General features: G+C 66.2%; 21 protein-coding genes and 1 pseudogene. 8 read left to right on the top strand and 14 right to left on the bottom strand.

What is annotated here, in order from left to right; translation table 11 throughout:
• Positions 1-132: 132 nt before the first annotated feature.
• The 4 genes from ACVIIV_RS13530 to ACVIIV_RS13515 all read right to left on the bottom strand — a co-directional run bounded on the left by ACVIIV_RS13530 (position 133) and on the right by ACVIIV_RS13515 (position 5,741).
• On the bottom strand, positions 133-2,457 hold the full coding sequence (locus tag ACVIIV_RS13530; RefSeq protein ID WP_456744630.1) for a xanthine dehydrogenase family protein molybdopterin-binding subunit: 2,325 nt from the start codon (positions 2,455-2,457) through the stop codon (positions 133-135).
• 125 nt (positions 2,458-2,582) lie between these two features.
• A complete protein-coding gene (locus tag ACVIIV_RS13525) occupies positions 2,583-3,668 on the bottom strand; it encodes a S1C family serine protease (RefSeq protein ID WP_456744629.1) in 1,086 nt (361 codons plus the stop codon).
• Between the two features lie 170 nt (positions 3,669-3,838).
• A complete protein-coding gene (locus ACVIIV_RS13520) occupies positions 3,839-4,714 on the bottom strand; it encodes a dihydrodipicolinate synthase family protein (RefSeq protein WP_456744628.1) in 876 nt (291 codons plus the stop codon).
• A gap of 61 nt (positions 4,715-4,775) precedes the next feature.
• Entirely contained in the window at positions 4,776-5,741 is a 966-nt protein-coding gene (locus tag ACVIIV_RS13515; protein WP_456744627.1) for a VOC family protein, read from the bottom strand.
• Between the two features lie 201 nt (positions 5,742-5,942).
• Here ACVIIV_RS13515 and ACVIIV_RS13510 point away from each other — a divergent pair, with 201 nt between their 5' ends.
• Together ACVIIV_RS13510 and ACVIIV_RS13505 are read left to right on the top strand one after the other, a co-directional pair.
• A complete protein-coding gene (locus ACVIIV_RS13510) occupies positions 5,943-6,809 on the top strand; it encodes a S1C family serine protease (protein WP_456744626.1) in 867 nt (288 codons plus the stop codon).
• Positions 6,806-7,177 carry a response regulator transcription factor gene (locus ACVIIV_RS13505; protein ID WP_456744625.1) on the top strand — a complete coding sequence of 124 codons (372 nt, stop codon included), beginning with the start codon at positions 6,806-6,808 and terminating at the stop codon, positions 7,175-7,177. The genes ACVIIV_RS13510 and ACVIIV_RS13505 overlap by 4 nt, the downstream gene beginning before the upstream one ends.
• 12 nt (positions 7,178-7,189) lie before the next feature.
• Here the strand turns inward: ACVIIV_RS13505 and ACVIIV_RS13500 are convergent, their stop codons facing one another.
• The 4 genes from ACVIIV_RS13500 to ACVIIV_RS13485 form a co-directional block, all read right to left on the bottom strand.
• Positions 7,190-8,266 carry a sensor histidine kinase gene (locus tag ACVIIV_RS13500; protein WP_456744624.1) on the bottom strand — a complete coding sequence of 359 codons (1,077 nt, stop codon included), beginning with the start codon at positions 8,264-8,266 and terminating at the stop codon, positions 7,190-7,192.
• Complete coding sequence (locus ACVIIV_RS13495; protein WP_100233691.1) at positions 8,253-8,945, bottom strand: response regulator transcription factor; 693 nt, start codon at positions 8,943-8,945, stop codon at positions 8,253-8,255. The genes ACVIIV_RS13500 and ACVIIV_RS13495 overlap by 14 nt, the downstream gene beginning before the upstream one ends.
• A 100-nt stretch (positions 8,946-9,045) precedes the next feature.
• Positions 9,046-9,489, bottom strand: coding sequence for a hypothetical protein (locus ACVIIV_RS13490; RefSeq protein ID WP_456744623.1), 444 nt, complete (start codon positions 9,487-9,489; stop codon positions 9,046-9,048).
• Positions 9,490-9,786: 297 nt separating this feature from the next.
• Complete coding sequence (locus tag ACVIIV_RS13485) at positions 9,787-12,123, bottom strand: Tex family protein (protein WP_456744622.1); 2,337 nt, start codon at positions 12,121-12,123, stop codon at positions 9,787-9,789.
• Positions 12,124-12,575: 452 nt separating this feature from the next.
• Between ACVIIV_RS13485 and atzD the strand changes: the two genes are divergently transcribed.
• A complete protein-coding gene (gene atzD, locus ACVIIV_RS13480) occupies positions 12,576-13,685 on the top strand; it encodes a cyanuric acid amidohydrolase (protein ID WP_456744621.1) in 1,110 nt (369 codons plus the stop codon).
• A 127-nt stretch (positions 13,686-13,812) separates the two neighbouring features.
• On the top strand, positions 13,813-15,282 hold the full coding sequence (locus tag ACVIIV_RS13475; RefSeq protein WP_456744620.1) for an amidase: 1,470 nt from the start codon (positions 13,813-13,815) through the stop codon (positions 15,280-15,282).
• Between the two features lie 38 nt (positions 15,283-15,320).
• On the opposite strand, the gene ACVIIV_RS13470 is transcribed toward ACVIIV_RS13475, so the two are convergent.
• The gene (locus ACVIIV_RS13470) at positions 15,321-15,638 is read right to left on the bottom strand and encodes a hypothetical protein (protein ID WP_456744619.1); all 318 of its coding nucleotides are present in this window, start codon (positions 15,636-15,638) and stop codon (positions 15,321-15,323) included.
• Between the two features lie 145 nt (positions 15,639-15,783).
• Here ACVIIV_RS13470 and ACVIIV_RS13465 point away from each other — a divergent pair, with 145 nt between their 5' ends.
• Together ACVIIV_RS13465 and ACVIIV_RS13460 are read left to right on the top strand one after the other, a co-directional pair.
• A complete protein-coding gene (locus tag ACVIIV_RS13465; RefSeq protein ID WP_456744618.1) occupies positions 15,784-16,692 on the top strand; it encodes a PaaI family thioesterase in 909 nt (302 codons plus the stop codon).
• A 67-nt stretch (positions 16,693-16,759) separates the two neighbouring features.
• Entirely contained in the window at positions 16,760-17,125 is a 366-nt protein-coding gene (locus ACVIIV_RS13460; RefSeq protein WP_456744617.1) for a hypothetical protein, read from the top strand.
• 82 nt (positions 17,126-17,207) lie between these two features.
• Here the strand turns inward: ACVIIV_RS13460 and poxB are convergent.
• The 3 genes and pseudogenes from poxB to ACVIIV_RS13445 form a co-directional block, all read right to left on the bottom strand.
• Positions 17,208-18,945: pseudogene (poxB, locus tag ACVIIV_RS13455) on the bottom strand (ubiquinone-dependent pyruvate dehydrogenase).
• A gap of 103 nt (positions 18,946-19,048) precedes the next feature.
• The gene (locus ACVIIV_RS13450) at positions 19,049-19,681 is read right to left on the bottom strand and encodes a 2-dehydro-3-deoxy-6-phosphogalactonate aldolase (RefSeq protein WP_456744616.1); all 633 of its coding nucleotides are present in this window, start codon (positions 19,679-19,681) and stop codon (positions 19,049-19,051) included.
• A 14-nt stretch (positions 19,682-19,695) separates the two neighbouring features.
• Positions 19,696-20,610 (bottom strand): 2-dehydro-3-deoxygalactonokinase, encoded by a 915-nt coding sequence (locus ACVIIV_RS13445; RefSeq protein WP_456744615.1) that lies wholly within the window; start codon positions 20,608-20,610, stop codon positions 19,696-19,698.
• A 217-nt stretch (positions 20,611-20,827) separates the two neighbouring features.
• Between ACVIIV_RS13445 and ACVIIV_RS13440 the strand changes: the two genes are divergently transcribed.
• Entirely contained in the window at positions 20,828-21,925 is a 1,098-nt protein-coding gene (locus ACVIIV_RS13440; protein ID WP_456744614.1) for an LLM class flavin-dependent oxidoreductase, read from the top strand.
• Positions 21,926-21,981: 56 nt separating this feature from the next.
• The gene (locus ACVIIV_RS13435) at positions 21,982-22,536 is read left to right on the top strand and encodes a flavin reductase family protein (RefSeq protein WP_456744613.1); all 555 of its coding nucleotides are present in this window, start codon (positions 21,982-21,984) and stop codon (positions 22,534-22,536) included.
• A gap of 1 nt (position 22,537) precedes the next feature.
• On the opposite strand, the gene ACVIIV_RS13430 is transcribed toward ACVIIV_RS13435, so the two are convergent.
• Positions 22,538-23,959: an FAD-binding protein gene (locus ACVIIV_RS13430; RefSeq protein ID WP_456744612.1), complete on the bottom strand. Its 1,422-nt coding sequence runs from the start codon at positions 23,957-23,959 to the stop codon at positions 22,538-22,540.
• Between the two features lie 151 nt (positions 23,960-24,110).
• A complete protein-coding gene (locus ACVIIV_RS13425) occupies positions 24,111-24,998 on the bottom strand; it encodes a LysR family transcriptional regulator (RefSeq protein WP_456744611.1) in 888 nt (295 codons plus the stop codon).
• Between the last annotated feature and the right edge of the window lie 98 nt (positions 24,999-25,096).

The raw sequence follows: 25,096 nt of genomic DNA, 5'->3' as shown, positions 1-25,096 counted from the left end.
TCATTGCGAGCGCAGCGAAGCAATCCAGAGTCCCTCAGCGGGAGGATTCTGGATTGCTTCGCTGCGCTCGCAATGACGTCGTGGTTACAGTGCGGCCGGATTTCGCTGCGCTCCATCCGGGCGTCGCACCTCTTACCCCACCGCCTTCGCGTCCCGGATCGCCTGCCAGATCTTCTGTGGCGTCAGGGGCGTGTTGAGCTGGGTGATGCCGAGTTCGGCGAGCGCATCCATCACGCCGTTGGTGACGCACGGCGGGCCGCCGATCGCGCCGGATTCGCCGCAGCCCTTGGCGCCGAGCGGATTGGTGCGGCAGGGCGCGGAATCATCCAGCGTCACCACGATCGGCGGCACGTCGTCGGCGCGCGGGATGCAGTAGTCCTGGTAGGTCGCGGTGAGCAGCTGGCCGTCAGCGTCGTACGAGACGCCCTCATACAGCGCCTGGCCGATGCCTTGCGCGACGCCGCCATGGATCTGCCCCGTGACCAGCATCGGATTCACGGCGACACCGACGTCATCGACCGTGGTGTAGCGCACGACCTTGGAGACGCCGGTCTCCGGATCGATCTCGACCTCGCAGATATGCGTGCCGTTCGGCCAGCTCGGACCGTCCACCTCGCCCTCCGAATCCACGCTGAGCTTGGCGCCGTTCTCCTTCTCGGCGAGATCGAACAGGCTGATGCGGCGATCGGTGCCGACCACGGTGAGCATGCCGCCCTGGTACTCGATGTCCTCGACCGAGGTCTCCAGCACGTTGGCCGCCTTCTCGCGCGCCTTCTGGATCAGATCGTTGGAGGAGACCGCAACCGCCGTGCCGCCGACGAACAGCGAGCGGGAGCCGACGCTGCCGAAGCCCATGGCGAGATCGGTGTCGCCCTGGACCACGTCGATCTTATCCATGGGGATGCCGAGCGTGTCGGAGATCATCTGGGTGTAGGTGGTCTGCAGCCCCTGCCCCATCGCCATGGTGCCGGAATGCAGCACGACGCGCCCTTGCGATGTCGCGTGCAGGCTGACCTTCTCGGTGTGGGCGCGGCCGCCGGTCCATTCGATATAGGAGGTGAGCCCGCGGCCGTAGAGCAGGCCCTTTTTCTTCGCCGACTTCTTGCGCGCGGCAAAGCCGTCCCAGTCCGCGAGCTTCACGGCACGGTCGAGCATGTGCGCGAAGGCGCCGGAATCGTAGACCTGGCCGGCGGCATTGGTGTAGGGCAGCTGCGCCGGCTTGATGTAGTTGGCTTTCCGGATCGCGCGCGGATCCATGCCGATCTTGCGCGCGGCGGCGTCGAACAGGCGCTCGACGATGAAGACGGCTTCGGGCCGCCCCGCGCCGCGATAGGCGCCCACCGGCGCGGTGTGGGTCATCACCGACTTCACCTCGAAATGCACCAACGGCAGATCGTAGACGCCGGTCTGCACGAACGGCCCGAGCACCAGCGGGATGATGTTGGCAGCGCCCGAGGAATAGGCCCCGGTGCAGCCGATCGACTTGACGCGATAGGCCAGCACCTTGCCCTTTTCATCCAGCGCGAAGGAGGCCGTCGAGGTGAGATCGCGGCCATGGGTGCCGCCGACGAACTCGTCGGTGCGGTCGCCGCGCCAGCGGATCTTCTTGTTCAACTTGGCCGCGGCATAGGCGACGATACCGTCCTCGGGATAGAGGTTGGTCTTCTGGCCAAAGCCGCCGCCGATATCGCCGACCAGCACGCGCACGCTGTCCTTCGGACGCTTGAGCACGGCTTCCGCCAGCACGTCGCGGGTCGAGGCCGGCGTCTGCGACTGCACGTGCAGCAAGAGACGTCCGGTGTTCTTGTCGATCTCGGCAATGGTCGAGCGCGGCTCCATCGCGGAGGGCACCAGGCGCTGGCTGACGATATCGAGCTCGACGGTGTGCGCGGCCCTGGCGAAGGCCTCGTCCACCTTGGCGGCATCGCCGTAAGCCATCGCGCCGACGATATTGTCGGGCGCCTCTGGCCACACCACGGGCGCACCGGGCTTCACCGCCTCGACGGGATCGACCACCGCGGGCTGCACGTCGTATTCGACCACGATCGCCTCGGCCGCGCTCTGCGCCTCCACGCGCGATGACGCCACCACCGCGGCCACGGCCTCGCCGGCATAGCGCACGACCTCGTGGGCGAGCAGCCGGCGCGGCGGCACCGTCATCGGCTTGCCGTCGGGGCGCTTGAATATGTTCAGAGTCGGGATGCTGCCGATGTCGTCCTTGACGAGGTCCGCGCCGGTGTAGACCGCGGTGACGCCCGGCATCGACGCCGCGGCGCTGGTGTCGATCGAGACGATCTTCGCGTGGGCGTGCGGCGAGCGCAGCACGTGCAACCACAGCGCGCCGTCTTCCGGCTTGTCGTCGATGAACTGTCCCTTCCCGGTGAGCAGCCTCTGGTCTTCCAAACGCTTGACGGGTTGCCCCGCTCCGAAACGCAAACTGCCGGGAAGAATGTTCATTCCGTTATGTCCTTGAAATCCGGAAAACGACCGCGGCGGTTTTAACCGATTTTGCGGGCCAGACAACCGAGCCCCGGCACATCTGCGATGCGCGTCAGAGCCCCTTGCTGGCGCGGATTGGCCCGCTAGGACCTGTCGATGTCGACGATGCTCACATTTACGTCACGGCTGTCCGCGCCCCGCTTGACAGTGAGGCGGACGGTCTTCCCGGCGCCGGCTTGCTCCAGCGCATCGGTCAGGTCGGAGAGGCGCCGCACCGGCTTGCCTTCCGCCGCGGTGATGATGTCTCCGACCGCTCCAGTCGAAAAGTTGACGCCGCGAATCCCTGCCCGCTCGGCAGGGCTACCGGGGCCCGTCCGCACCACGATCACCCCTTCGACGCCGAGCCGCGTCGAAACATCCTCGCTGGCGGCCACAATGCCGATACCAGGTGTCGGCACGCGGCCGTTGCGGATGAGCTCGGGCACAATCCGGTTCACGACATCGACCGGCACCGCGAAGCCGATGCCGGCGTTCGAGCCCGACGGCGATATGATCGCCGTCGTGACGCCGATCAGCCGGCCGGCGGAATCCAGCAGCGGCCCGCCCGAATTGCCTGGATTGATCGCGGCATCCGTCTGGATGACATTGGCGATCTCCCGGCCGCCGTGGGTCGGGAGCCTGCGCTTGAGCGCGCTGATGATGCCGCTGGTCATCGATTGATCGAGCCCGAAGGGGTTGCCGATCGCAAAGGCAGATTGCCCGACCTTCAGGTCGCTCGAACTGCCGAGCGCCACGGGCGGAGGGAATTCGCGCACACTGCGGATACGCAGCACCGCAAGATCGTAATTGGGAGCCGTGCCGACCAGGTCGACCTGGGCCACTTCTCCCGACGCAAAGCGCACGGCGATCTCGCCGCCATTGGCCACGACATGATTGTTCGTCACGAGATGGCCCTCACGGTCCCAGACGAATCCCGTGCCGGAAGCGCTGCCCTGGCCTTCCTCACCCATGAGAGGATTGGCCGCCGATTTCGCCGCCACCTGGACGACCGAGGGAGACACGCGCTCGAAGATGTCGATGGTGGCCTTTTCGGCCTCGGACAGCGGCCCGCGCTGCTCGATGGCTCGCGCGGAAGGCGCGGTCCAAGGCACATGCTGGATTTTCGCGGCAGTGACCACGACGAGCAGAGCGGCCAAAACTGCCGCGGCAATTCCGTAGCGACGGTTCATGGGTGATCACCGCGGTGTGTGCTGAAGGCAATGCTGGGGATGCACATACATAAGCTGGCGGACCTCGCTCACGCAGCAACGTTCGAAGCGGCTGGAAGTTTCCCAGTCAGGCAGATAGGGAACGGCTCGGCTCTTGGGCGTCCGACGACATATTGCCGCGTGACAATCGGCTATGCCAACTCCCTCAGTGCGGCTTCGACGATCCTGCGCTGCTCGGCTGTCAGCGCGGCCTGCGGCGGGACGGGATCGCCGACATCGTAGCCTTGGATTGAAAGGCCGGCCTTGATGCAGGCGGCGAGGTTGAAGCGGGCGAAGGCTTCGTTGATGCGCCACAACCTGCGCTGCAGCACCATCGCCTCGTCCCAGCGGCCGGCCTTGCAGAGATCGTAGAGCGCGACACTCTGGCGCGGGATGATGCAGGCCGGGCCCGCCATCCAGCCAAGGCCACCGATCAGCATCACCGCGGCCGGAATGTGGGCGGAGGCGGAGAACACGCGCAAGGCGTCCCCGCAGCGGTTCATGATCGACAGCAGCCGGCCGGTATTGGTCGAGGCGTCCTTGATGTAGCCGATACGCGGATGCTCGGCGAGGCGAGCGATCACATCGAGCGTCAGGTCGGAGCGCTGGAATTGCGGGTTGGTATAGATGACGACGGGAATGTCCACGGCATCGGCGATGGCGCGGAAGTAGGATTCGACCTGGGCATCGGCGAGCGGGAAATAAGCCTCCAGGATCGCCAGGATACCGTCGGCGCCGAGTGCCTGATAGGCTCTCGCCTGCGCCACCGCATCCGCCGTCGAAGTGGAGGCGACGCCTGCCACGACCGGCGCGCGGCCCTTCGCGGCTTCAATCGTGGTCTGCACGATCGCGGTGCGCTGCGCGGCATTAAGATAGGCGAATTCGCCGGTCGAGCCCAGCGGCGTCAGCCCGTGCACGCCGGCCCTGATCAGGTCGTCACAGAGCCTTGCGAGCACATTCGTCCGCACCGTGCCGTCAACATCAACGGGGGATACGAGATAGGGAAAGACGCCGTGGAATTCGGACATGTCGGAGGCTTCCGGAAAGCTGCTGGCACCCCATGGGTATTAGCAATGCCCGCTCCGGCGATCAAACCTTGAGCAAGCGCACCCGCGTGCCCCAGGGATCGATCGCCTCCACGCCGTCGGCAAGCGCCGTCACCTTCGCGCCGCTCTTGCGCAGGCGCTCCTCCTGGGCGGCGAGCAGCTCCGGTTTCGCCATCACCAGCGAGAACCAGGCAAGACCGGTCATGGAATCGTCGCGCGGCCCAGCACCCTGGCTCTGCCAGACGTTCATGCCGAGGTGATGGTGGTAGCGGCCCGACGACAGGAACGCCGCGCCGTTGCGGCGGCGGGTCGGGTCGAGGCCGACCGTGCCGTGATAAAAGCTCTCGGCCTGCGCGAGATCGCCGACGCGTAGATGCATGTGGCCGATGCGCATTCCGTCCGGCGCCTTGGCGTAATCAGGAACGCGCGTATTCGTCAGCGACAACAGGTCGGGGATGTTAAGCTCGTCGGTCGCCATCTTCACGCTGCCCTCGCTCCACTGCCATTGCGAGGGATCGCGATCGGCATAGACCTCGATGCCGTTGCCCTCGGGGTCGTCGAGATAGACGGATTCAGAGACGAGGTGATCGGCAAAGCCCGACAGCGGCACGCGGTGCGAGGCCGCGTGTACCAGCCAGCGCGCAAGATCCTTGCGCGTCGGCATCAGGAAGGCGGTGTGGTAGAGGCCGGCGGCGTTGCGCGGCTCGATTCCCGCATCGGGGCGGGCTTCCAGCACCAGCAGCGTGATGCCTGATGTGCCGAGCCTTGCTGCGGTTGCCGAACGCTCCATGACGGTGAGCCCGATCACGTCGCGGTAATAGTCGGCAACCTTGTCGAGATTCTTGACCCGGAGCGTCACCATGCCGACCCGCATCGGCGTGCGGCTGGCGTAGGTTGGCCCGCCGCCCTGCGGTGTGCCCTCGGCACGCGCTGCGGCTGTGGCTGCCATCGCGAGCGAGGTCGCACCGGCGAGCTGAAGCAGGGTGCGGCGGGTGAGATCGATGCTCATCAGTCAGGGCTCGCTGAAAAGGTTGAGGCCGCGCGGCGCAATGTCGGGCCGATTGCTACACGTTCCCGTGAGCGGCTCCCAATCACATGTTCGTCGGCAGCGGCCCTGCGCAGGCCTGGCCGCCCCCTATGTCCTGGCCACCCGGCCAGTTTCGCAAACGCCTGCGACGTCCCAGATTGAGGACAGCTACAGGAGCCTGCCATGACCGATCCAACTCCTCTGTCTTCGCTGTCGTCCGCGCTCGCGGACATCGTGGCGCGCACCGCGCCGTCCGTCGTGTCGGTGCATTCGCATCGCGCCCGCGCCACCGGCTTCGCCTGGAAACCCGGCCTGATCGTCACCGCCGACGAGGCGCTGGCCGACGAAGGCGCAGTCGAGATCGGCCTTGCAGACGGCGGCACCGCGGCCGCCACGATCTCCGGCCGCGACCATACGACTGACATCGCGCTGCTGCGCACGGATGCCGCCATCGCGCCGGCCAGGCTAGCCGCAACCGTCCCGCCGCTGGGGGCATTGTCGATCGTGGTCGCGACCAATCGCGATACGCCGAGTGCGGCGCTCGGGATGGTGTCGGCGTCTGGAAAGAGCTGGCGCTCCTTACGTGGCGGCGACATCGACGCGCGGATCGAGCTCGACGTCCGCCTGCGCGGCAGCCAACAGGGCGGCCTTGCGCTCGATGCATCGGGCGAAGCCTTCGGCATGGCCGTGCTCGGCCCGCGGCGCGGGCTGGTGATCCCGGCGGCCACGATCGAGCGCGTCGCGGCGCAGCTCGAGACGCGCGGCCGCATCGCGCGCGGATATCTCGGGCTCGGGCTCCAGCCGGTGCGGCTCGATGACGGCGTCGGCGCCATGGTGATGAACGTCGACAAGGCCGGGCCTTCGGCCGCGGCCGGCATCCGCCAGGGCGACGTGATCGTCGCGGTCAACGACCAGAAACTGTCGGGCGTGCGCGCGCTGTCGCGGACGCTGGGACCTTCGAGCGTCGGCGCGGTGGTCGATATCGCCGCCCGCCGCGGCGGCGAGCCGATCAGCTTCAGGGTCACGGTCGGCGAGAGGCCGGAGGCGTGAGCGAGAACAAGACGGCCGAGATCGTGCTGGCCCTGGAGATCGACGATCCCGCCCTCGCCGATCGCCTGGCGGCGCTGCTCGGCAATGTCGCCGGGCTTCGCCTTGCCGGCCCCGGCGAGCTTGCCGCGGCGACGATTGTCGCCCGCGATCCGCGCGGCATGCCCGATGACATCGCGCTGACGCAACGCGAGCTCGACGTGCTGGCGCTGATGGCCGAGGGCGCCTCCAACAAGATGATCGCGCGGCAGCTCGGCATCTCCGTGCACACCGTGAAATTCCACGTCGGCTCGCTGCTCGACAAGCTGGATGCCACCGGCCGCACCGATGCAGTCGCGCATGCGGCACGGCGCGGCGTGATCGAGCTTTGACGCCACCGGGCCTCACGGTGCTGGCGTCGCCGGGAAGCTGAGCTCGACCTTCAGGCCGGGCACATTGTCATTCAGCGCAATCTCGGCGCCATGAAGGCGCGCGACCGCGGCGACGAGGCTGAGGCCGAGACCGTTGCCCGGCGTGTAGCGGCTCTGCTCGAGCCGGTAGAAGCGCTTGAAGACATGATCGCGCTGCTCGGCGGGAATGCCCGGACCGTCGTCGGCAATCGAGATCACCGCACCGCGATCGGCTCTGCGGCAGCTCACGGTCACCTGCCCGCCCTTGCGGCCGTGCTTGATCGCGTTGTCGACGAGATTGGCAATGGCGTCGAACAGCAGGTCGCGGTCGCCGGTGATTGGCACTTCCCGGTCGCCGGCGAGGCTGAGCTTTGTAGCAACCTCTTCGGCGGCGGCATCGTAGAGTTCGACGACCTCGCCGGCGATCTCGGCGAGATCAAGCGCCCGGAAAGCGCCGGTGCGGGCGCGGGTCTCGATCTCGGAGATCCGGGTGATGGAGGCGAACATGCCGAGCACGGCATCGAGATCGGCGATGGTGTCCCCGATCAGCGCCGCGTCCGTCTCGCTGTTGCGCGGAGCGTGGTAGGCCTTCTCCAGCCGGCCGCGCATGCGCGTCAGCGGCGTGCGCAGATCGTGCGCGACGTTGTCGCTGACCTGCTTGACCTCGCCCATCAGCGTCTCGATGCGGTCGAGCATCTGGTTGAGGTTTTCGGCGACGCGATCCCACTCGTCGTTGCTGCCGCGCAAGGGGATACGCTGGTCGAGGCCGGAGAGCATGATGGCGCGGCTGGTGGCATTGATCTGTTCGATCCGTCCGACGGTGCGCCGCGTCACCAGGACGGCCGCGAGCCCGGCGAGCACCAGCAGCAGCGCGGCGACGGCGGCCATCGCGAGCTCGATCATGCCGGTGAAACCGTCATGATCGGCGACAGTGCCGAGCCGGCGCTCCACATAGGCGAGCGTGCCGAAATAGACATAGGCCATGATCGCCGCCACGATCAACCCGAATGCCGCGATCGCGATCAGTGCCAGGCGGAAGGTCGAGGAGCGGAGCGTCTTAGCCAGGAGCACGGAGGCAATATCCGATGCCGCGAATGGTGTGGATCAGCGGATAGGCCTGGGCATCGTCGACCTTGCGGCGGACCCGGCCGACATAGACGTCGATGATGTTGGTGGAGGGATCGAAATGCAGGTCCCAGACATGCTGGAGCAGCATCGCGCGGGAAACGACGCGGCCCTCATTGCGGACGAGATATTCGAGCAGCTGGAATTCCCGCGGCAGCAGCGGGATCTTGCGGCCGCGGCGGGAGGCGCTGCGCGCAATCAGGTCGATGGCGAGATCGCCGACGCGCAGCAGCGTTTCCTTGGCGATGGTCTCGCTGCGGCGGCCGAGCGCCTCGAGCCGCGCCAGCAATTCGGTGAAGGAGAACGGCTTGACGAGATAATCGTCGCCGCCGGCGCGCAGGCCGCGCACGCGGTCGTCGACTTCGCCGAGCGCGGAGATGATCAGAAAGGGTGACGCGATGCCGTCGTCACGCAGCTGGCGCATCACGCTGATGCCGTCGATATCGGGCAGCATCCGGTCGATGGTGATCACGGCATAGTCGCGCGCGGCGCCGTGGCTCAGCGCTTCGCGGCCATTGGCTGCGAGGTCGACGTCGTAGCCCGAAACCGTCAGCTCCTCGACGAGCTGGCCTGCGGTTTCCGGATCGTCCTCGACGACCAGGATGCGACGGTGACCTCCGGTCATGACAAGCTCCGCGCGACGATCGCCACCAGACTAGCCCGTTCCGGGGCTGAGCGGAACTGCCCGGTGGCGATCGCGACAATGGTGCGGTACGGCGATGCGATTACCAATAGTCTCCGCACACATTGACCCATTGCCACCCATAGGGCGTCCAGCTCCTGCGCCAGCAGCCGTCGTTGTAGCCGGCGTAGAAATAGGGCGCGCCGAAGACGGCGAAACGACGGAAATGGTGGTGACGATGGAAGCCGTGGTGGCCGTGCCAGGCCGCACCGGCGAAACGCGGGCCGATCGCCGCGTGCGCGAAGCGCGCCCCGCCCAAGGCGGGACCGCCGACGTGAGCGAAGCGTGCGCCTCCCATGCCGCCGGCTCGCATGCCGCCGAAGCCGCTGGCGTGCATGCCGCCGCCGAAATGGCCGCCGCCACCGAAATGACCGCCACCGCCAAAGCCGCCATGGCCGCCACCGCCGCGCGCAAGCGCCGGTGACGCGACCGCCATCATTGCTGCGATCACGGTTGCCGTGAGGCCTTTGAGAAGCCTGTTGTTCATCGGAACGTCCTCCTTGCAGCGCGGCGGTCTCCATGCCGCGCGAGGAGGATCAGATGAGGAGAACGGGCCGTCGGCTTCAACTTACAAATGCGCCAGATTCTGACGCGGCTGTTAGGGAGAGGAAGTCCCGGCTCTCTCCCCGTCATTGCGAGGAGCCCTTGCGACGAAGCAATCCAGAATCCCTCCGCGGAAGGACTCTGGATTGCTTCGCTGCGCTCGCAATGACGACGTGGGGATAAATTTCGATACGTCGAGCAGAGGACCTCTCCCCGCAAAGCGGGGAGAGGTTAAAAGAGGTCACACCCGCTTGCCGTTGTTCTTCTCCGCCGCGCGGCGCAGCGCTTCCGCAAGTGCGCCGCCGCCCGAAGACTCCTGCTTGCGCGGTGCCGACGAGGTCATGCGGGCGGGATTGCGTGAGCTGTTGTCCCGCTGCATGCCGGGGGCGTCCTTCTTGGCGCCGACCTCGTCGTCGAGACGCAGCGTCAGCGAGATGCGCTTGCGGGCGACCTCGAAGTCCAGCACCTTCACCTTGACGATGTCGCCGGGCTTCACCACCTCGCGCGGATCCTTGATGTAGGTCTTGGACATCGCCGAGATGTGGACAAGGCCGTCCTGGTGCACGCCGATGTCGACGAAGGCGCCGAAGGCGGCGACGTTGGTCACGGTACCCTCGAGGATCATGCCCTTCTTGAGATCCTTGATCTCCTCGACGCCCTCCTTGAACACCGCGGCCTTGAACGCAGGACGCGGGTCGCGGCCCGGCTTTTCCAATTCGCGCAGGATGTCGGTCACGGTCGGCAGACCGAACGTCTCGTCGACGAAGTCCTTCGGCTTCAAGGTGCGCACGATCTCGCTGCTGCCGATCAGCGCCTTGATGTCGCTCTTGGTGGCCGCGAGGATTCGGCGCACCACCGGATAGGCCTCCGGATGCACGCCGGAGGCATCGAGCGGGTCCTCGCCGCCGAGGATGCGCAAGAAGCCCGCGCACTGCTCGAACGCCTTCGGCCCGAGCCGCGGCACGTCCTTCAGCGCCTTGCGCGACTTGAACGGGCCGTTGGCGTCGCGGTGCGCCACGATGCTCTGCGCAAGGCCTGCGCCGACGCCCGACACGCGCGCGAGCAGCGGTGCGGAGGCAGTGTTGACGTCGACGCCGACCGCGTTCACGCAGTCTTCGACCACCGCATCGAGCGATTTTGCGAGCTTGGCCTGGCCGAGGTCGTGCTGATACTGGCCGACGCCGATCGCCTTGGGCTCGATCTTGACGAGCTCGGCAAGCGGATCCTGGAGACGACGGGCGATCGAGACCGCGCCGCGCAGGGTGACATCGAGGCCGGGCAACTCCTCCGACGCAAAGGCCGAGGCCGAATAGACCGAGGCGCCCGCTTCGGACACCACGATCTTGGTCATTTTCAATTCGGGCAGGCCCTTGACGAGGTCGGCCGCGAGCTTGTCGGTCTCGCGCGAGGCGGTGCCGTTGCCGATCGCGATCAGCTCGACGCGATGCTTCAGCGCAAGCCGGCCGAGCGTCGCCAGCGACTCGTTCCATTGCCGCTGCGGCTCGTGCGGATAGATTGCGGTGGTGTCGACCACCTTGCCGGTGGCGTCGATCACCGCGACCTTGACGCCGGTGCGGTAGCCGGGATCGAGGCCCATGGTGACGCGGGTGCCCGCGGGCGCGGCCAGCAACAGGTCGCGCAAGTTCGAGGCGAACACGCGCACGGCCTCCGTCTCGGCCGAGTTCCACAGCCGCATGCGCAGGTCGATGTTGAGATGCACCTGGATCTTGGTACGCCAGGCCCAGCGCACGGTGTCGATCAGCCAGCGGTCGCCGGCGCGCTTGAGGTCGGCAACGCCGAACCGCTTCATGATCTTCAGCTCGTAAGCGCTCGGCACGCCCGGCGGCGGCGCTTCGGCCTCGGGCTGAATTTGCAGATCGAGGATCTCCTCCTTCTCGCCGCGGAACATCGCGAGGATGCGGTGCGACGGCAGCTTGGTCAGCGGCTCGGAGAAATCGAAATAGTCGGCGAACTTCTCGCCCTCGGTCTTCTTGCCGTCGCGCACCTTGGAGGCCATGCGCGCGTTGGTCCACATCTCCTCGCGCAGTGCGCCGATGAGGTCGGCGTCCTCGTCGAAACGCTCGACCAGGATGGCGCGGGCGCCGTCGAGCGCGGCGGCGGCGTCAGCAACGCCCTTCTCGGCGTTGACGAAGCTTTCGGCCACGACCTTGGGATCATTGCCCGGCTCCGCCAGCAGCTGATTGGCGAGCGGCTCGAGGCCGGCTTCCTTGGCAATCTCCGCCTTGGTGCGGCGCTTCGGCTTGAACGGCAGATAAATGTCTTCGAGGCGAGCCTTGCTGTCGGCGGCCATGATCGTGGCTTCCAGCGCGGCGTCGAGCTTGCCCTGCTCACGAACCGATTCGAGGATGGCCTTGCGGCGGTCTTCGAGCTCGCGCAGGTAGACCAGGCGCTCCTCCAGGGTGCGCAATTGCGCATCGTCGAGCGCACCGGTCGCTTCCTTGCGGTAGCGGGCGATGAAGGGAACCGTGGCACCACCGTCGAGCAGCGTCACCGCCGCCTCGACCTGCTCGGCGCGAACCCCAAGCTCCTGCGCAATTTTCTGGTTGATGTTGGCCACGCGAGATTCCCTCTGTCAAAGCACGCGACGCAGGGGCGAACCACCGGCCGCGGGACGCCGCTTATGGACCAACCAAGGTTGATTCATCAAGGTGCGCCGCGCAACCGTCGACAGAGGATTTTTTGCTGGATCGATGCGATCTCGCCACATTCGTAGGGATGTCAGCGACTTCTCTCTTGCGTCGCGGCAAACCAGATAGCCGACCCGTCATCCCTGCGTAACGGCGAGGCCGTTATCGCTGGAGGTGCGAACGCCGCAGCGCCCATGGCGTTGCGGAGTGAGCCTCGAAGGATGAACGGCCGAGATGCAGCCGAGCCGCCGCCCTTCGAGGCTCGCCGAAGAAGCGAGCACCTCTCAGGGCAACGGTCAAAGATGAACGCTTGCGGCTTGACATCAGCCCCGCGTTCCGCGCCTGTTTCATCTGCCGGACCATCGAAATCCAAGGACCAATCATGCCTACAACATCGGTTGGCGTCTTCAGGGTCGCCACCAGCGGCCCCGGCGACGCCTCAGGTCTCATGGCCATGATCGGCTCCGGCGCGATCGATCCCAAATCGATCCTCGCCGTTCTCGGCAAGACCGAAGGCAATGGCGGCGTCAACGACTTTACCCGCGAATATGCCGTCGGCGCGCTGTGCACGGCGCTGGCGCCCAAGCTCGGCCTGTCGCCAGAGGCTGTCGAGCAGCGCATCGCCTTCGTGATGTCAGGCGGCACCGAGGGCGTGCTCAGCCCGCATCTTACGGTGTTCACGCGCAGCGAGGCCGAGCGCCCGGCAGGCCTGTCCGGCAAGCGCCTGAGCATCGGTATGGCGCAGACGCGGGATTTTCTGCCCGAAGAGCTTGGGCGCTCCGCGCAGATCACGGAGACGGCCAAGGCCGTGAAAGCCGCGATGGCGGATGCCGGCATCACTGATCCCGCGGACATCCATTTCGTGCAGATCAAGTGCCCGCTGCTGACCAGCGAACGTGTCGCGGCGGCGAACACGCGCGGCAACAAGACGGCGACGACAAGCTCTTACAGCTCGATGGCCTATTCGCGCGGCGCCTCGGCGCTCGGCGTCGCCGTCGCGCTCGGCGAGATCGGCTCCGATGTCCGCGACGAGGACGTGCTGCGGCGCTACGACCTGTTCTCCAAGGTCGCCTCGACCTCGTCGGGGATCGAGCTGATGCACAACGTCGTCATCGTGCTCGGCAATTCGGCCTCGTCAGCAAGCAGGTTCGTGATCGGGCATGCCGTGATGGAGGATGCCATCGACGCCCCAGCGGTGGTATCGGCGTTGAACAGCGTCGGGCTCGGCGTGGCTCCGCAAACCACCGCGGGCCGCGAGCTCGTCAACATCTTCGCCAAGGCGGAGGCCTCGCCTGACGGCAGCGTGCGTGGCTTTCGCCACACCATGCTCGAAGACACCGACATCAGCTCGACACGCCACGCTCGCGCAGCGGTCGGCGGCCTGATCGCGGGCTTTGCCGGCACCGGTGCGGTCTATGTCTCCGGCGGCGCCGAGCACCAGGGGCCGGCCGGCGGCGGGCCGGTTGCGGTGATCGCGCGACTGTCGGATTGATAGAGCCAGCCTCGCGGGTCGTCCGACCTCTCCGCCCGGCGCAACCCTGCCCCTCGCGCCGGCTCGGTTGATTCACGCGGGCCGTTGCGAAAAAGGTGGCACCGCACCTTAAGGGGATTTTGACGTCATGACTTTGCCGATGAGCTGGAGTGAATGGGCGCAGCACGATGGCGTTGCGCTGGCGGGGCGCGTCCGCAAGGGCGAGCTGACGGCGAAGGAATTGGCGCGGCAGGCCGCGGCCGGCGTCGCCAAGGTCAATCCGGCACTGTCGGGCGTGGTCGAGCTGTTCGAGGACGTGATCGCCGATCCCGCCAAGGACGGCGCCAATCTCGCAGGTCCCTTCGCCGGCCTGCCCTTCCTGATGAAGGACCTCGGGCCGACCATGAAGGGCCGGCTCCAGGAAATGGGCTCGCTGTTGATGCGCGGCAATCGCGCGAGCGCCGACACGTTCCTCACCGGTAAATTCCGCCACGCCGGGCTGAACCTGATCGGACGCACCACGACGCCGGAATTCGGCGTGTGCTCTTCGGCCGACAATCCCGCCGTCTACGTCACGCGCAATCCCTGGAACACCGATTACACCACCTGCGGCTCGTCGGCGGGCAGCGCCGCGATGGTCGCCGCGGGCGCGGTGCCGATTGCGCATGCGACCGACGGTGGCGGCTCGATCCGCATTCCCGCCGGCGTCAACGGCAACATCGGGCTGAAGGTCTCGCGCGGCGTGTTCTCGCTCGCCCCGCATATGTCCGATCTCACCGGCCTCGTCTCGATCCAGGGCTGCCAGTCGCGTTCGGTGCGCGACACCGCCGCCTTCGTCGACCACGCAAGGGGACCTGCGCCCGGCGAGTTCATGCCGTTCTGGACCACGGCGCAGCCTTATTGCGAGATGATCAAGCGCGACCCGGCCAAGCTTCGCATCGCGCTGTCGCACACATGGGGCGACTACACCGCCACGCCCGAGATCGCCGCCGAGCTGGAGAAGGCCGGCCGCTTTCTCGAAGGCCTCGGCCATCACGTCGACTACGCGTTGCCCGAGCTCGACTTCCGTGCCGCCTTCGCGGCGCAGACCACCTGCTACATCTCGAACTTCGCGGTGGTGATCTCCAACATGCTCGCTGCGCGCGGGCTGGAAAAACCGCCGGAAGATCTGATCGAACCCGTGAACATCCGGATCTGGGAAGCCGGCCGCCACACCAGCTTCGCCGAGCGGGCTAAGATGCAGGGGGTGTTCAACACGACCTCGCGCGGCTTCGGTGCGTTCTTCGAGCAGTGGGACGTGATCCTGACGCCGATCACGGCACTGCCGACGCCGAAAGTCGGCACCAGGGACTATCTGACCATCTCCGACAACCCTGATGTGCTCGACTGGTTCGGCAATCTCTGGCGCTTCTTCGCCTTCACGCCGCTCGCCAATCTCTGCGGCATGCCGGCGATCTCGATGCCGATGGCGACCCAGGACCACGGCTTGCCGCTCGGCATCCAGGCGATCGCCAAGCAGGCCAATGATGGCCTCTTGCTGCAACTCGCCGCCCAGATCGAGCGCGCGCTCGACGGCAAGTGGAACGGCGGCAGGAAGCCGAAGGTGCATGTGGGCTAGCGAATGTGCGATCGCATCGACACGCGATCGCAACTGCCTCAGTTCTTCACCGCCGGAATCTCCTCCGCCGGCTGCTGCTGGCCCTGCTTGTACATCGCGAGCGCCTTGTCGAGCGCTTCGCGCAGCGCCAGCGCGGCGGCCACACTGCAGCGCAGATGCGCGGTCTGGACCACGTCGACCCTGACGGCGGCGCCGACCGGCATCAGGAGGTTCGCGGCGAGCTCGATCTGAATCGCGCCGTTGTGATGGCCGAAACAGGAGGCGCCGTCGAAATAGATGATCGGCGCCCGTTCGGCGCTGGAAGTCGAAATCGTGACGGGCCCCTGGGCGGTCGAGGGCGTTTCGGGATCGGCCATGGGCACTCCTTGCGGCTAGTCGAACGAACGAAGCCCCACCATCGTCGCTTCGGCCCGCCCTGTCGAGGCCAAACCGGCCCAGGCCCGACCCGCAATGCCCATCCGGAGTTTTGCGCGGCGCCCGGCGCTGGTCTAGAACATCGCCATGTCCACGCTACCTGCCACCCTCCCCTTCGAGGAACTCGCCGAGGCCGTCCAGGGCCGCCGCTCCGATTACGGCCATATCAGCGGGCTCCAGCTCGACCGCTTCGCGCCTAGCGAGGCCTGGTCCAGCCTGCCCTACCGTCCCGTCTTCGTTGGCGACACCGAGACCGGGGTTCTGCATGGCGGTGTCGTCACTGCGATGCTGGACGAGAGCTGCGGCATGGCGGTGCAACTTGCGCTCGACGGCACGCGCGCGATTGCAACCCTCGACTTACGCATCGATTACCAGAAGCCGGCAACGCCCGGTCTCGACATCAAGGCGCATTCGGTGTGCTACCGCACCACGCGCTCGATCGCCTTCGTTCGCTCCACCGCCTATCAGGAATCCGAGGACGATCCGGTCGCGACCGCAACCGCCTGCTTCATGATCGGCGCCAACCGCACCAACATGCTCGCCGACCGCCGGATGGATGCGCGCAGCATCCCGACGCTGGAGGCGCCGGAGGATCCGGATGGTCCGTTCGCGCGCAGCCCGTTCGCGCGCTGCCTCGGCATTCGCGTCAATGACGACGGCACGCTGACGATGCCTTTCTCGCCGAAGATCATCGGCAATCCGATCCTGCCCGCGATCCACGGCGGCATGACCGGTGCCTTCCTCGAGACCACCGCGATCGTCGGCGTGGCACGCGAGCTTGGCGCTGCCGCGCCGCCCAAGCCGATCGGCCTCACCGTCAACTACTTACGCTCCGGCCGTGCGCTCGACACGTTTGCCAACGTCTCGATCGTGAAGCAGGGCCGGCGCATCGTGGCCTTCGAGGCGCGCGCCTGGCAGGACGATGCGAACAAGCCGATCGCCACCGCTTTCGGTCACTTCATGCTGCGCCCCACGTCGGGAAGTGACGAGGAATAAGCTCATTTTGACTTGACGGCCGCAGTTCCGGCCACAACGATAGCGCGTCCCCGCGAGAGGTATTGGATTGCGGCATCCGCTCGACATCGTCGCCATGTTCGCCGCGCTCTGGCTGCTGGCGTCGATGGTGCTCGACGCGCTGACGCCGAAGGAGCTGACGGCGGTCATGATCGCGGTCGCGATCGGTCCCGCCATCGTCATCACTGCCGTGTTCTACTACCTGCGCTGCCCGCGAACGGACTTTGCGGTCATGTTCGCAGCGCTGTGGCTGATCTCCGACATCGCCATCGCCTTCATCTCGCCGAAGGACCTGCCGCATTTCCTGATCGCGCTCGGCTTCGTGCCGGCGCTGCTGATCGGCATCGTGCTGCACTGGCAACGCTTCCAGCGCCGCCATGAGCGGCTGCCGGTGCCGTCAGTGAAGCGTGGCTGAGAAGATGCAACCACGCCAAGACGGCCGCCGTGGTCTACACCTCCCCGACGGGGAGAGGTGAACCGAGCCGCCTCAGCCGGAATCAACGCGGCAACAGATTGGTCTTCGCGAGGTCCAGCACCTCGTCGCCGCGGCCGTTCATCACCGCGCGCAACACCCAGAGGCTGAAGCCCTTGATCTGCTCGGCCGTGATGGTCGGCGGCATCGACAGCTCCTGCTTGGCGGTGACGACGTCGAGCAGCGCCGGCCCATTGTGCGCCAGCATCTCCTTCATCGCGCCGGGGAGCTCGCCGGGGTCCTCGACGCGCTTCGCAAAGATGCCCATGGCGCGGGCCATCGCGGCGAAATCGGGATTCTCCAGATCGACATTGGTGTCGACGAAGCCCGCCGCCTTCATCTCCAGCGCGACGAAGCCGAGCACGCCGTTGTTGAAGACGACCACCTTCACCGGCAGCTTCATCTGCGTCAGGGTGATGAGGTCGCCCATCAGCATGGTGAAGCCGCCGTCGCCGGAGAGCGAGATGACCTGGCGGCCCGGCTGTGCGGCCTGAGCCCCGATCGCCTGCGGCATGGCATTGGCCATCGAGCCGTGCGCGAAGGAGCCGATCAGCCGGCGGCGGCCGTTCATGTCGAGATAACGCGCGGCCCACACCGTCGGTGTGCCGACGTCGGCGGTGAACACGGCATCGTCTGATGCATGGTCGCTGATGACCTTGGCGAGATATTGCGGATGGATCGGCTTACTTCCCGGCGTGCCCCTGGCGAGCGAATCGAGCCCCTCCCGGGCCCTCTTGTAATGCGCGACCGCCTCGTCGAGATGCTTGCGCTGCGTCTTGGTCTTGAGCAGCGGCAGCAGCGCCTCGATGGTGAGCTTGGCGTCGCCGACGAGGCCGAGATCGATCCTGCAGCGCCGTCCCAGATTTTCCGGGCGGATGTCGATCTGCGCGATCTGGCAGTCGGTCGGGAAGAACTGCTTGTAGGGAAAATCGGTGCCGAGCATTACCAGCGCGTCGCAGGCGTGCATCGCGGCATAGCCCGAGGAGAAGCCGATGAAACCGGTCATGCCGACGTCGTAAGGGTTGTCGTACTCGACATGCTCCTTGCCGCCGAGTGCATGCACGATCGGGCTCTTCAGGGTCTCCGCAAGCTGCATCAGCGGCGCATGCGCGCCGGCGCAGCCGCGGCCGCAGAACAGGGTGACGCGCTCGGGCGCCGTTCAGGAGGTCCGCAAGCGCCTTCAACTCATTCGCCTGCGGCACGATCTGCGGTGCCGACAGCGCAAGCCCGCGCGTGGTCGACAGCGCGCGCTTCGGCGGGCTGCGGAAAGCGACATCGCCGGGCATGGCGACGACGGCGACACCCCGCAGGCCCACCGCCGCGCGGATCGCATTCTCCAGCACGTAAGGCAGCTGACTTGGGTCCGAGACCAGCTCGCAATAGTGGCTGCATTCGCGGAACAGGTTTTGCGGATGCGTCTCCTGGAAATAGCCGCCGCCAATCTCGGCGGTGGGGATCTGCGCCGCAATCGCCAGCACCGGAACGCGGCTGCGATGCGCATCGAACAGCCCGTTGATCAGATGCAGATTGCCCGGGCCGCAGGAGCCCGCACACACCGCAAGGCTCCCTGTCACCTCGGCTTCGCCGGCTGCGGCGAAGGCCGCAACTTCTTCGTGGCGGACATGGACCCATTCGATCGTGCCGCGGCGACGCAGCGCCTCAGTCAGCGCGTTCAGGCTGTCGCCGACGATACCGTAGATGCGCTTGATGCCGGCCTGCTCGAGCGTTGCCACGAACAGATCGGCCACGTTGTTGATCGCCATGTCGGTCTCCTGCTTCAGCCGGTCGCATGTGTACGATGCGCGAGGATCGCGACACCGCGAGAGACAATAAGCTATGACACGATCACGGCTTATCTGTTCCGGCTCACTTTTTCGCAATCGCCCGATCGTAAGCCGCGACCGTCACCTTTGCGCGAGCCGCGACATCGGCCGCACTCATGCCGGGCTTGTAAAGGCTGGAGCCGAGGCCGAACGCGGTCACACCACCCTTGATGTACTCCGCAAAATTCTGGTCGGAGACGCCGCCGACGGCAGCGATCATCACACCAGCCGGCAACACGGCGCGGATCGCAGCAATTCCGGAGGCGCCGAGCACGCTCGCCGGAAAGAATTTTAGGCTCGATGCGCCGGATCGCGCCGCGAGCAGCGCTTCAGTCGGCGAGAACACGCCGGGCATGGTCACCATGCCGTGCTGATGCGCGCGCGCCAGCACCTCGGTGTCGACATTGGGCGAGACCATCAGCCTGCCGCCGACGTCGTTGAGGCGATCGACATCTGCCGCTGTCAGCACCGTGCCGGCGCCGATCAACACGCCTGATGGCGCCTGCTTCACGGCCATCGCGATGGAGCGGAATGGATCGGGCGAATTCAGGGGAATCTCGATCGCGGTCATGCCGGCCTCGATCAGCACGCCGACGATCGCCTCGGCCTCCTCGGGCTTGACGCCGCGCAGGATCGCGACCAGCGGCCGCTTCATCGGCGGAAAGGGAACGCTCATCTTTGGCAGTCCTTCTACTTCTTCCAGATCGCGGCAGCCGCCATCGACAGACCGCGGCGGACGGCTTCATCCGCATCGACTAGTCTTGCGGTCACCGACAGCGCCTCGAAAGCAAGCCGATACAGCATCGCAAGCCGCCCCGAGGCAATCAGCTGGACACCCGCTTGCGGCAAGGCGCCGGAGAGCCCTGCCGCCAGCTCGATGCCGATCAACGTGCCCGACAGCGTCTCGCGCGCCGCAGCCGGCGTGCCGCCGAACAGAAGCTGCCGCGACCGCGCGGTGAACAGCAGGTTGGCGGCGAAGGCCGGGGCGTCGAACGCGGCCTTTACGGCCGCCTCGAAGCTCGCGACATCCTCGGCCTCGTCTGCGCCGGCGACCGCGAGCGACAGGATCGTCTCGCGCGAGACAGCGCTGAACAGCTCGCCGGTCATGAACGTGGAAAATCGTTCGACAGTGCCGTCCTTCACGCGAACCCATTTCGAATGCGTGCCGGGCATGCAGACCAGCGCCTCGCCCGCGGCATCGAGGCCAAGCGCGCCGAGCAATTGCGTCTCCTCGCCGCGCATCACGTCCGGCGCTTTTGCATCGCGCTGCGCGATGCCCGGCAGGATGCGGATGTCGCGCGCCTCGCCCGGCACGCGCACGGCCCGTTTGAGAACGGCAGAGAGCGGCGCCGGCGTGTCGACATAGCCGGCCTCGACCCAGCCGGTGCGGGCACCGGCCATGCCGCAGACGAGCACCGGCAGATGATCCGGCGCTTCGACGGCCGCAAGATGCGATTGCAGCACGGCGGGAAAACCCGCTTTGGCCGCGGCCAGCATACCCTCGCCGCTGCGGCGCTCGGTCAGCGCCTGACCGGCACGATCGATCAGCCAGAGCCGGAAGCTGCTGGTGCCCCAGTCCACCGCGACGTAAGCGGGTTCGGTCATGTCAGGTCTCGTCCTCGTCTCACGGCCAAGACGCCGTCTCGCGACGCATGAGACAATATCTGGCAGGCTCCCGTCGAGATACCGGCTATTGCGCGGGCAAACCAGCCCTTTCTCTTCAACTTGAGGCCCCGCCGCGCTGGCACACCGCTTGCTCGAGCCTCGTCACTCAACTCCGCCAACGCGCGACAAGACGCATCAACATCAGATGAGGAAACCCATGGAGATCGGCTATTTCACGATGCCCTCGCATCCACCGGAGTGCGGCCTGAAGGAAGGGAACGACTGGGACCTGCAAGTCATGCGCTGGCTCGACGAGCTCGGCTATCAGGAAGCCTGGGTCGGCGAGCACCACACCGCGCCCTGGGAACCCAATCCCACGCCGGACCTCTTGATCGCCCAGGCCTTGATGCAGACCAAGAAGCTTCGCATCGGGCCGGGCGGCTTTCTTTTGCCCTACCACCACCCGGCCGAGCTCGCCAACCGCGTTGCCATGCTCGACCATCTTTCCGAGGGCCGGCTCAATTTCGGCGTTGCGGCGTCGGGGCTGCCGAGCGACTGGGCGATGTTCAACGTCGACGGCATGAGCGGACAGAACCGCGACATGACGCGCGAGGCGCTGGAGATCATCCTGAAGCTGTGGACTGAACCTGCGCCGTTCACCCACAAGGGCAAGTTCTGGACGGTGACCAAGCCCGACACGATGTTCGACTTCCTCAAGCCGCACATCAAGCCGCTGCAGGCGCCGTATCCGCCGATCGGCGTCGCCGGGCTTTCCAAGAACTCGGACACCCTGAAGCTTGCGGGTGAGCGCGGCTTCATCCCGATGAGCCTCAACCTCAACCCGGCCTATGTCTCCAGCCATTGGGACTCGGTCGAGATTGGTGCTGCGAAAACAGGGCGCAAGCCGAATCGGCAGGACTGGCGACTGGTACGCGAGGTGTTCGTTGCCGACACCGACGAGGAAGCCTGGAAGCTCTCGACCGGCGACATGATGGGCCGGATGATGCATGAGTACTTCCTGCCGCTGCTCGGCCATTTCGGCTTCAAGGACTATCTGAAGCACGCACCCGACGTGCCCGACAGCGACGTCACGGTCGAATATTGCGCCAAGCGGAACTGGATCGTCGGCTCGCCCGCGACGGTCGCCGAGAAGATCGAGAAGATCTACGACGAGGTTGGCGGCTTCGGCGTGCTCCTGGTGTTCGGCTTCGACTACAAGCACAAGGCCGAAGCCTGGCATCACTCGCTCTCGCTGCTGAAGAACGAGGTGATGCCGCGTCTTGCGCATCTCGGCTCCGCGAAGAAGGCGGCTTGACCCGATGCGGGTGCGGCGCGATCGTGCCGCACCCGCGTTCATTTGGGAGATTGCGCGTGTCGGTGGACGCAAAGCATTTCAAGCAGGCGATGCGCCAATGCGCCGGCGCGGTTGCGCTGGTGACGGTCGGCGCCGAGCACGGCAAGCGCACGGGCTTGACGGTAACGTCGGCCTGCTCGCTCTCCGACAATCCGCCATCGCTGATCGTCTGCGTCAACCGCAACGCCAGTGCGCACGCGCGCATCTGCGAGGAAGGCGCTTTCGCGATCAACTTCCTGCACGAGGATCACGCCCTACTCGCGCTGACGTTTAGCGGCCAGAAGGGCGTCAACGGCGATGATCGCTTCGCGTTCGGACAATGGACGCGCGGGGCGACCGGCGCACCGGTGCTGACGGACGCGGTCGCCGCATTCGACTGCGTGCTGGCGCAGGAGTTCGAGACCAGGACGCATTCGATCTTCGTCGGGGAGGTCCGCGGCGTCTCGCATGCTGATGCCGCCAAGCCGCTGGTCTATCTGCGCGGCAATTTTCACGCGCCGCAGGAGATCCGCGAGACGGTCGCGCTCGGCGACCTCGATGCGCGGCATCTGAGCTGGACGGATTTCTCCTGATCTAGAACAGATCATATCCGGGCGTGAGAATGCCGCCCGGATCGTAATGGCGCTTGGCATCTCGCAGAAGCGGCCATCTCGGGCCGAAATGATCCGCCCAATCCTGCGACGACATGGCAAGCGCGCTCACCGGATACAGCATGCCGCCGGCAGAGCGAATGCGATCATAGACCGCGCGATTGCGCACAAGCTGCCGGTCTGCGTTCGCCTTGTCCGACGATGCCGGAATCCGGATGAGATTGAACGGGAACACGACGCGCTCGTCGGGCAGCCGTAACAGGGGCGTGCGGCAGCTATCAGTGAGCATGGGGTAATAAGTGATCCGCCCGAACGGGCCGAGATCATCGCTGTTGAGCCCGGCAATGACCTCGCTCGCAACCTCCAGCGCGTTGCCGCCGCGCAAGTAGGTCAGCAGCCAGGGATGCGGATTGAGCCATTGGCCGTTGGATCGCAACAGCTTTTCGAGCTTGGCAAATGCGTTGGCGTCGTCGCCGAAGGCGAGATCGGAGACGGTCTCGCGCTTGTCGGCAAGACCCAGCAGAGCCTTGTCGTCGGGAGGCGTGTCGCCGTCGTAGAAGACGCCCGCCTCCAATTGATAGCGCCAGCCGCCGGCTCCGTCGGGTACGACAGCGCCCTGCAGCTGATCGAAGCGTTCCTCGTCGAGAGCACGCCGCTGCTCGGCGGTCAGTGAGGCAAGATCGGGGTATGACAGCAGATATCGGCGAACCCGTTCGGGTGTGCGCATCAAACGAAGCATTGCTCGGGTGATGATCGCACACTGCGCAAGACCGGCCCGAACGGCGTCGAACAGTTCGGCGTGTACGGTCGGCGAGCAAGTCAGCTCCACGCCTTCGCCGGTGACGACTTCGAGTTCCAGAACCTGGTCGGTCTGGAGCCCGTGCCGGGACGAAGATCCGCCGATCCCTCCGACGGCGAGCGTGCCGCCGACGGACAGGGCCAGGTAGTTGGTCAGCACCGGCGGCGCGAGCCCTTTGGCCAGTGTCGCCTGTAGCACAGCGTGCCAGGTCGTACCGGCATCGACCACGATGCGATCGGGCTCGATCCGGTGGATCGCGGCCATTGCACCGAGATCAATCACGATGCCGTCTTCGGCCATGGCCCGGCCGTAGGTCGCGTGCCCCTGCCCGCGTGCCGCGACCTTGAGCCCCTGTTCCCTGGCCCAGCGCAGGATGTCGGCGACTTCGGCGCTCGACTTCGGTTTGCAGACGGCCCGTGGCTGCTTCTGAATGATGTGGCCAAAATCCCGCCCGGCCGCCGCGCGGGACTCGGCGTCATCCACGAGCAAGGCTTTGGGCGGCCGCGGGTCGCGCGCGCCGGGCGATTGTCCGGCTAAGGTGGCGGAAGCGAGCGTCGCGGTGACGCTGACGCCCGCGTGCAAGAGTGTCCGTCGATTGGGAGTCATGGTGCAGTCCTCTGCGTCCTTGCCGATCGGATGGCCCCTGCACCTGAAGCTGCGATCGACCGCCCGCCGCGACAACCGGCGCATCGCGGGATAGACATTCCCGCAAATCGGGAGAATGACGCGTTCCCTCGGCGCGTCCCCGCCGCTGATGTCAAAGCCGTTCGTGCTTCAGCCGCTCCGCCAGCAGATCGATGAAGAGATGCGTCTTGGCCGGCGGTATCGCGCTTGGCGGAAACACGGCGCGCACCGGCGTTCGCGGCGCCTCAAACGTCTCCAGCACGATTTCGAGCGCACCCTGATCGACAAGATCGCGGATCTGCCAGAACGGACCGTATCCGACGCCAAGGCCATGACGGGCGGCTGCATGCGCGGCCGTCATATTGTCGGTACGAAAGCGACCGTTCACTGGCACAGTGGTCATTTGGCCATCGATCTGAAACCGCCAAATGTCGGCTTCACCGCGACCGGTCCTGCGCAGGATGCATTGATGCTTGGCGAGATCATGAGGGTGGTGCGGAAGGCCGTGCCGCGCAAAATAGGCGGGAGCGCCGTAGACGACCGTGCGCAACTCCCCCAGGCGGCGGGTCTTTAGCGAAGAGTCCGGCAGCTCCCTGATCCGGACGGCGAGATCAAAACCATCGCCGACGACATCGACGGGCCGATCGGACATGTTGATGTCGGCTTCGATCTGGGGAAAGCGCGCCATGAATTCGGCGATCACAGGCACCACATGAGTCGATCCGAACAGGACCGGTGCTGCGACCCTCAGCAGTCCCGACGGCTCGATGCGCCGGTTTGCCGCTTCAAGCCGCGCTTCGGCGATCTCCGCAAATGCCGGCTTGACGCGGCGATAGAATGCCAGTCCCGCTTCGGTCGCCACCGATTGTCGGGTGGTTCGCCGCACCAGCTCGACGCCGACGCTCTGTTCGAGCGCGGCCAGTGCGCGGTTCACCGATTGCAGCGACCGCTCCAGTTGTCGCGCCGCGGCCGTTTGGCTGCCGGCTTCGATGACAGCCAGAAAGACTTCGATCTCCTCCATCGAATGCTCTCCTCTCTCACTCTCTCGAGAATATATGCTCGCGGCGACGCGTCTGCCGACTGATTCACGAGAGCCGAGCAAGAGCCAAATGGCGTCCC

Source organism: Bradyrhizobium sp. USDA 4354, from assembly GCF_054060315.1.
This window is presented reverse-complemented; position numbering and strand designations above follow the sequence as displayed.

Excerpts from the sequence above, each read along its gene's own strand:
- ACVIIV_RS13530 (WP_456744630.1), bottom strand. The coding sequence starts at position 2,457 with ATGAACATTCTTCCCGGCAGTTTGCGTTTCGGAGCGGGGCAACCCGTC.
- ACVIIV_RS13525 (WP_456744629.1), bottom strand. The coding sequence starts at position 3,668 with ATGAACCGTCGCTACGGAATTGCCGCGGCAGTTTTGGCCGCTCTGCTC.
- ACVIIV_RS13520 (WP_456744628.1), bottom strand. The coding sequence starts at position 4,714 with ATGTCCGAATTCCACGGCGTCTTTCCCTATCTCGTATCCCCCGTTGAT.
- ACVIIV_RS13515 (WP_456744627.1), bottom strand. The coding sequence starts at position 5,741 with ATGAGCATCGATCTCACCCGCCGCACCCTGCTTCAGCTCGCCGGTGCG.
- ACVIIV_RS13510 (WP_456744626.1), top strand. The coding sequence starts at position 5,943 with ATGACCGATCCAACTCCTCTGTCTTCGCTGTCGTCCGCGCTCGCGGAC.
- ACVIIV_RS13495 (WP_100233691.1), bottom strand. The coding sequence starts at position 8,945 with ATGACCGGAGGTCACCGTCGCATCCTGGTCGTCGAGGACGATCCGGAA.
- ACVIIV_RS13490 (WP_456744623.1), bottom strand. The coding sequence starts at position 9,489 with ATGAACAACAGGCTTCTCAAAGGCCTCACGGCAACCGTGATCGCAGCA.
- atzD (WP_456744621.1), top strand. The coding sequence starts at position 12,576 with ATGCCTACAACATCGGTTGGCGTCTTCAGGGTCGCCACCAGCGGCCCC.
- ACVIIV_RS13475 (WP_456744620.1), top strand. The coding sequence starts at position 13,813 with ATGACTTTGCCGATGAGCTGGAGTGAATGGGCGCAGCACGATGGCGTT.
- ACVIIV_RS13470 (WP_456744619.1), bottom strand. The coding sequence starts at position 15,638 with ATGGCCGATCCCGAAACGCCCTCGACCGCCCAGGGGCCCGTCACGATT.
- ACVIIV_RS13465 (WP_456744618.1), top strand. The coding sequence starts at position 15,784 with ATGTCCACGCTACCTGCCACCCTCCCCTTCGAGGAACTCGCCGAGGCC.
- ACVIIV_RS13450 (WP_456744616.1), bottom strand. The coding sequence starts at position 19,681 with ATGAGCGTTCCCTTTCCGCCGATGAAGCGGCCGCTGGTCGCGATCCTG.
- ACVIIV_RS13445 (WP_456744615.1), bottom strand. The coding sequence starts at position 20,610 with ATGACCGAACCCGCTTACGTCGCGGTGGACTGGGGCACCAGCAGCTTC.
- ACVIIV_RS13440 (WP_456744614.1), top strand. The coding sequence starts at position 20,828 with ATGGAGATCGGCTATTTCACGATGCCCTCGCATCCACCGGAGTGCGGC.
- ACVIIV_RS13430 (WP_456744612.1), bottom strand. The coding sequence starts at position 23,959 with ATGACTCCCAATCGACGGACACTCTTGCACGCGGGCGTCAGCGTCACC.
- ACVIIV_RS13425 (WP_456744611.1), bottom strand. The coding sequence starts at position 24,998 with ATGGAGGAGATCGAAGTCTTTCTGGCTGTCATCGAAGCCGGCAGCCAA.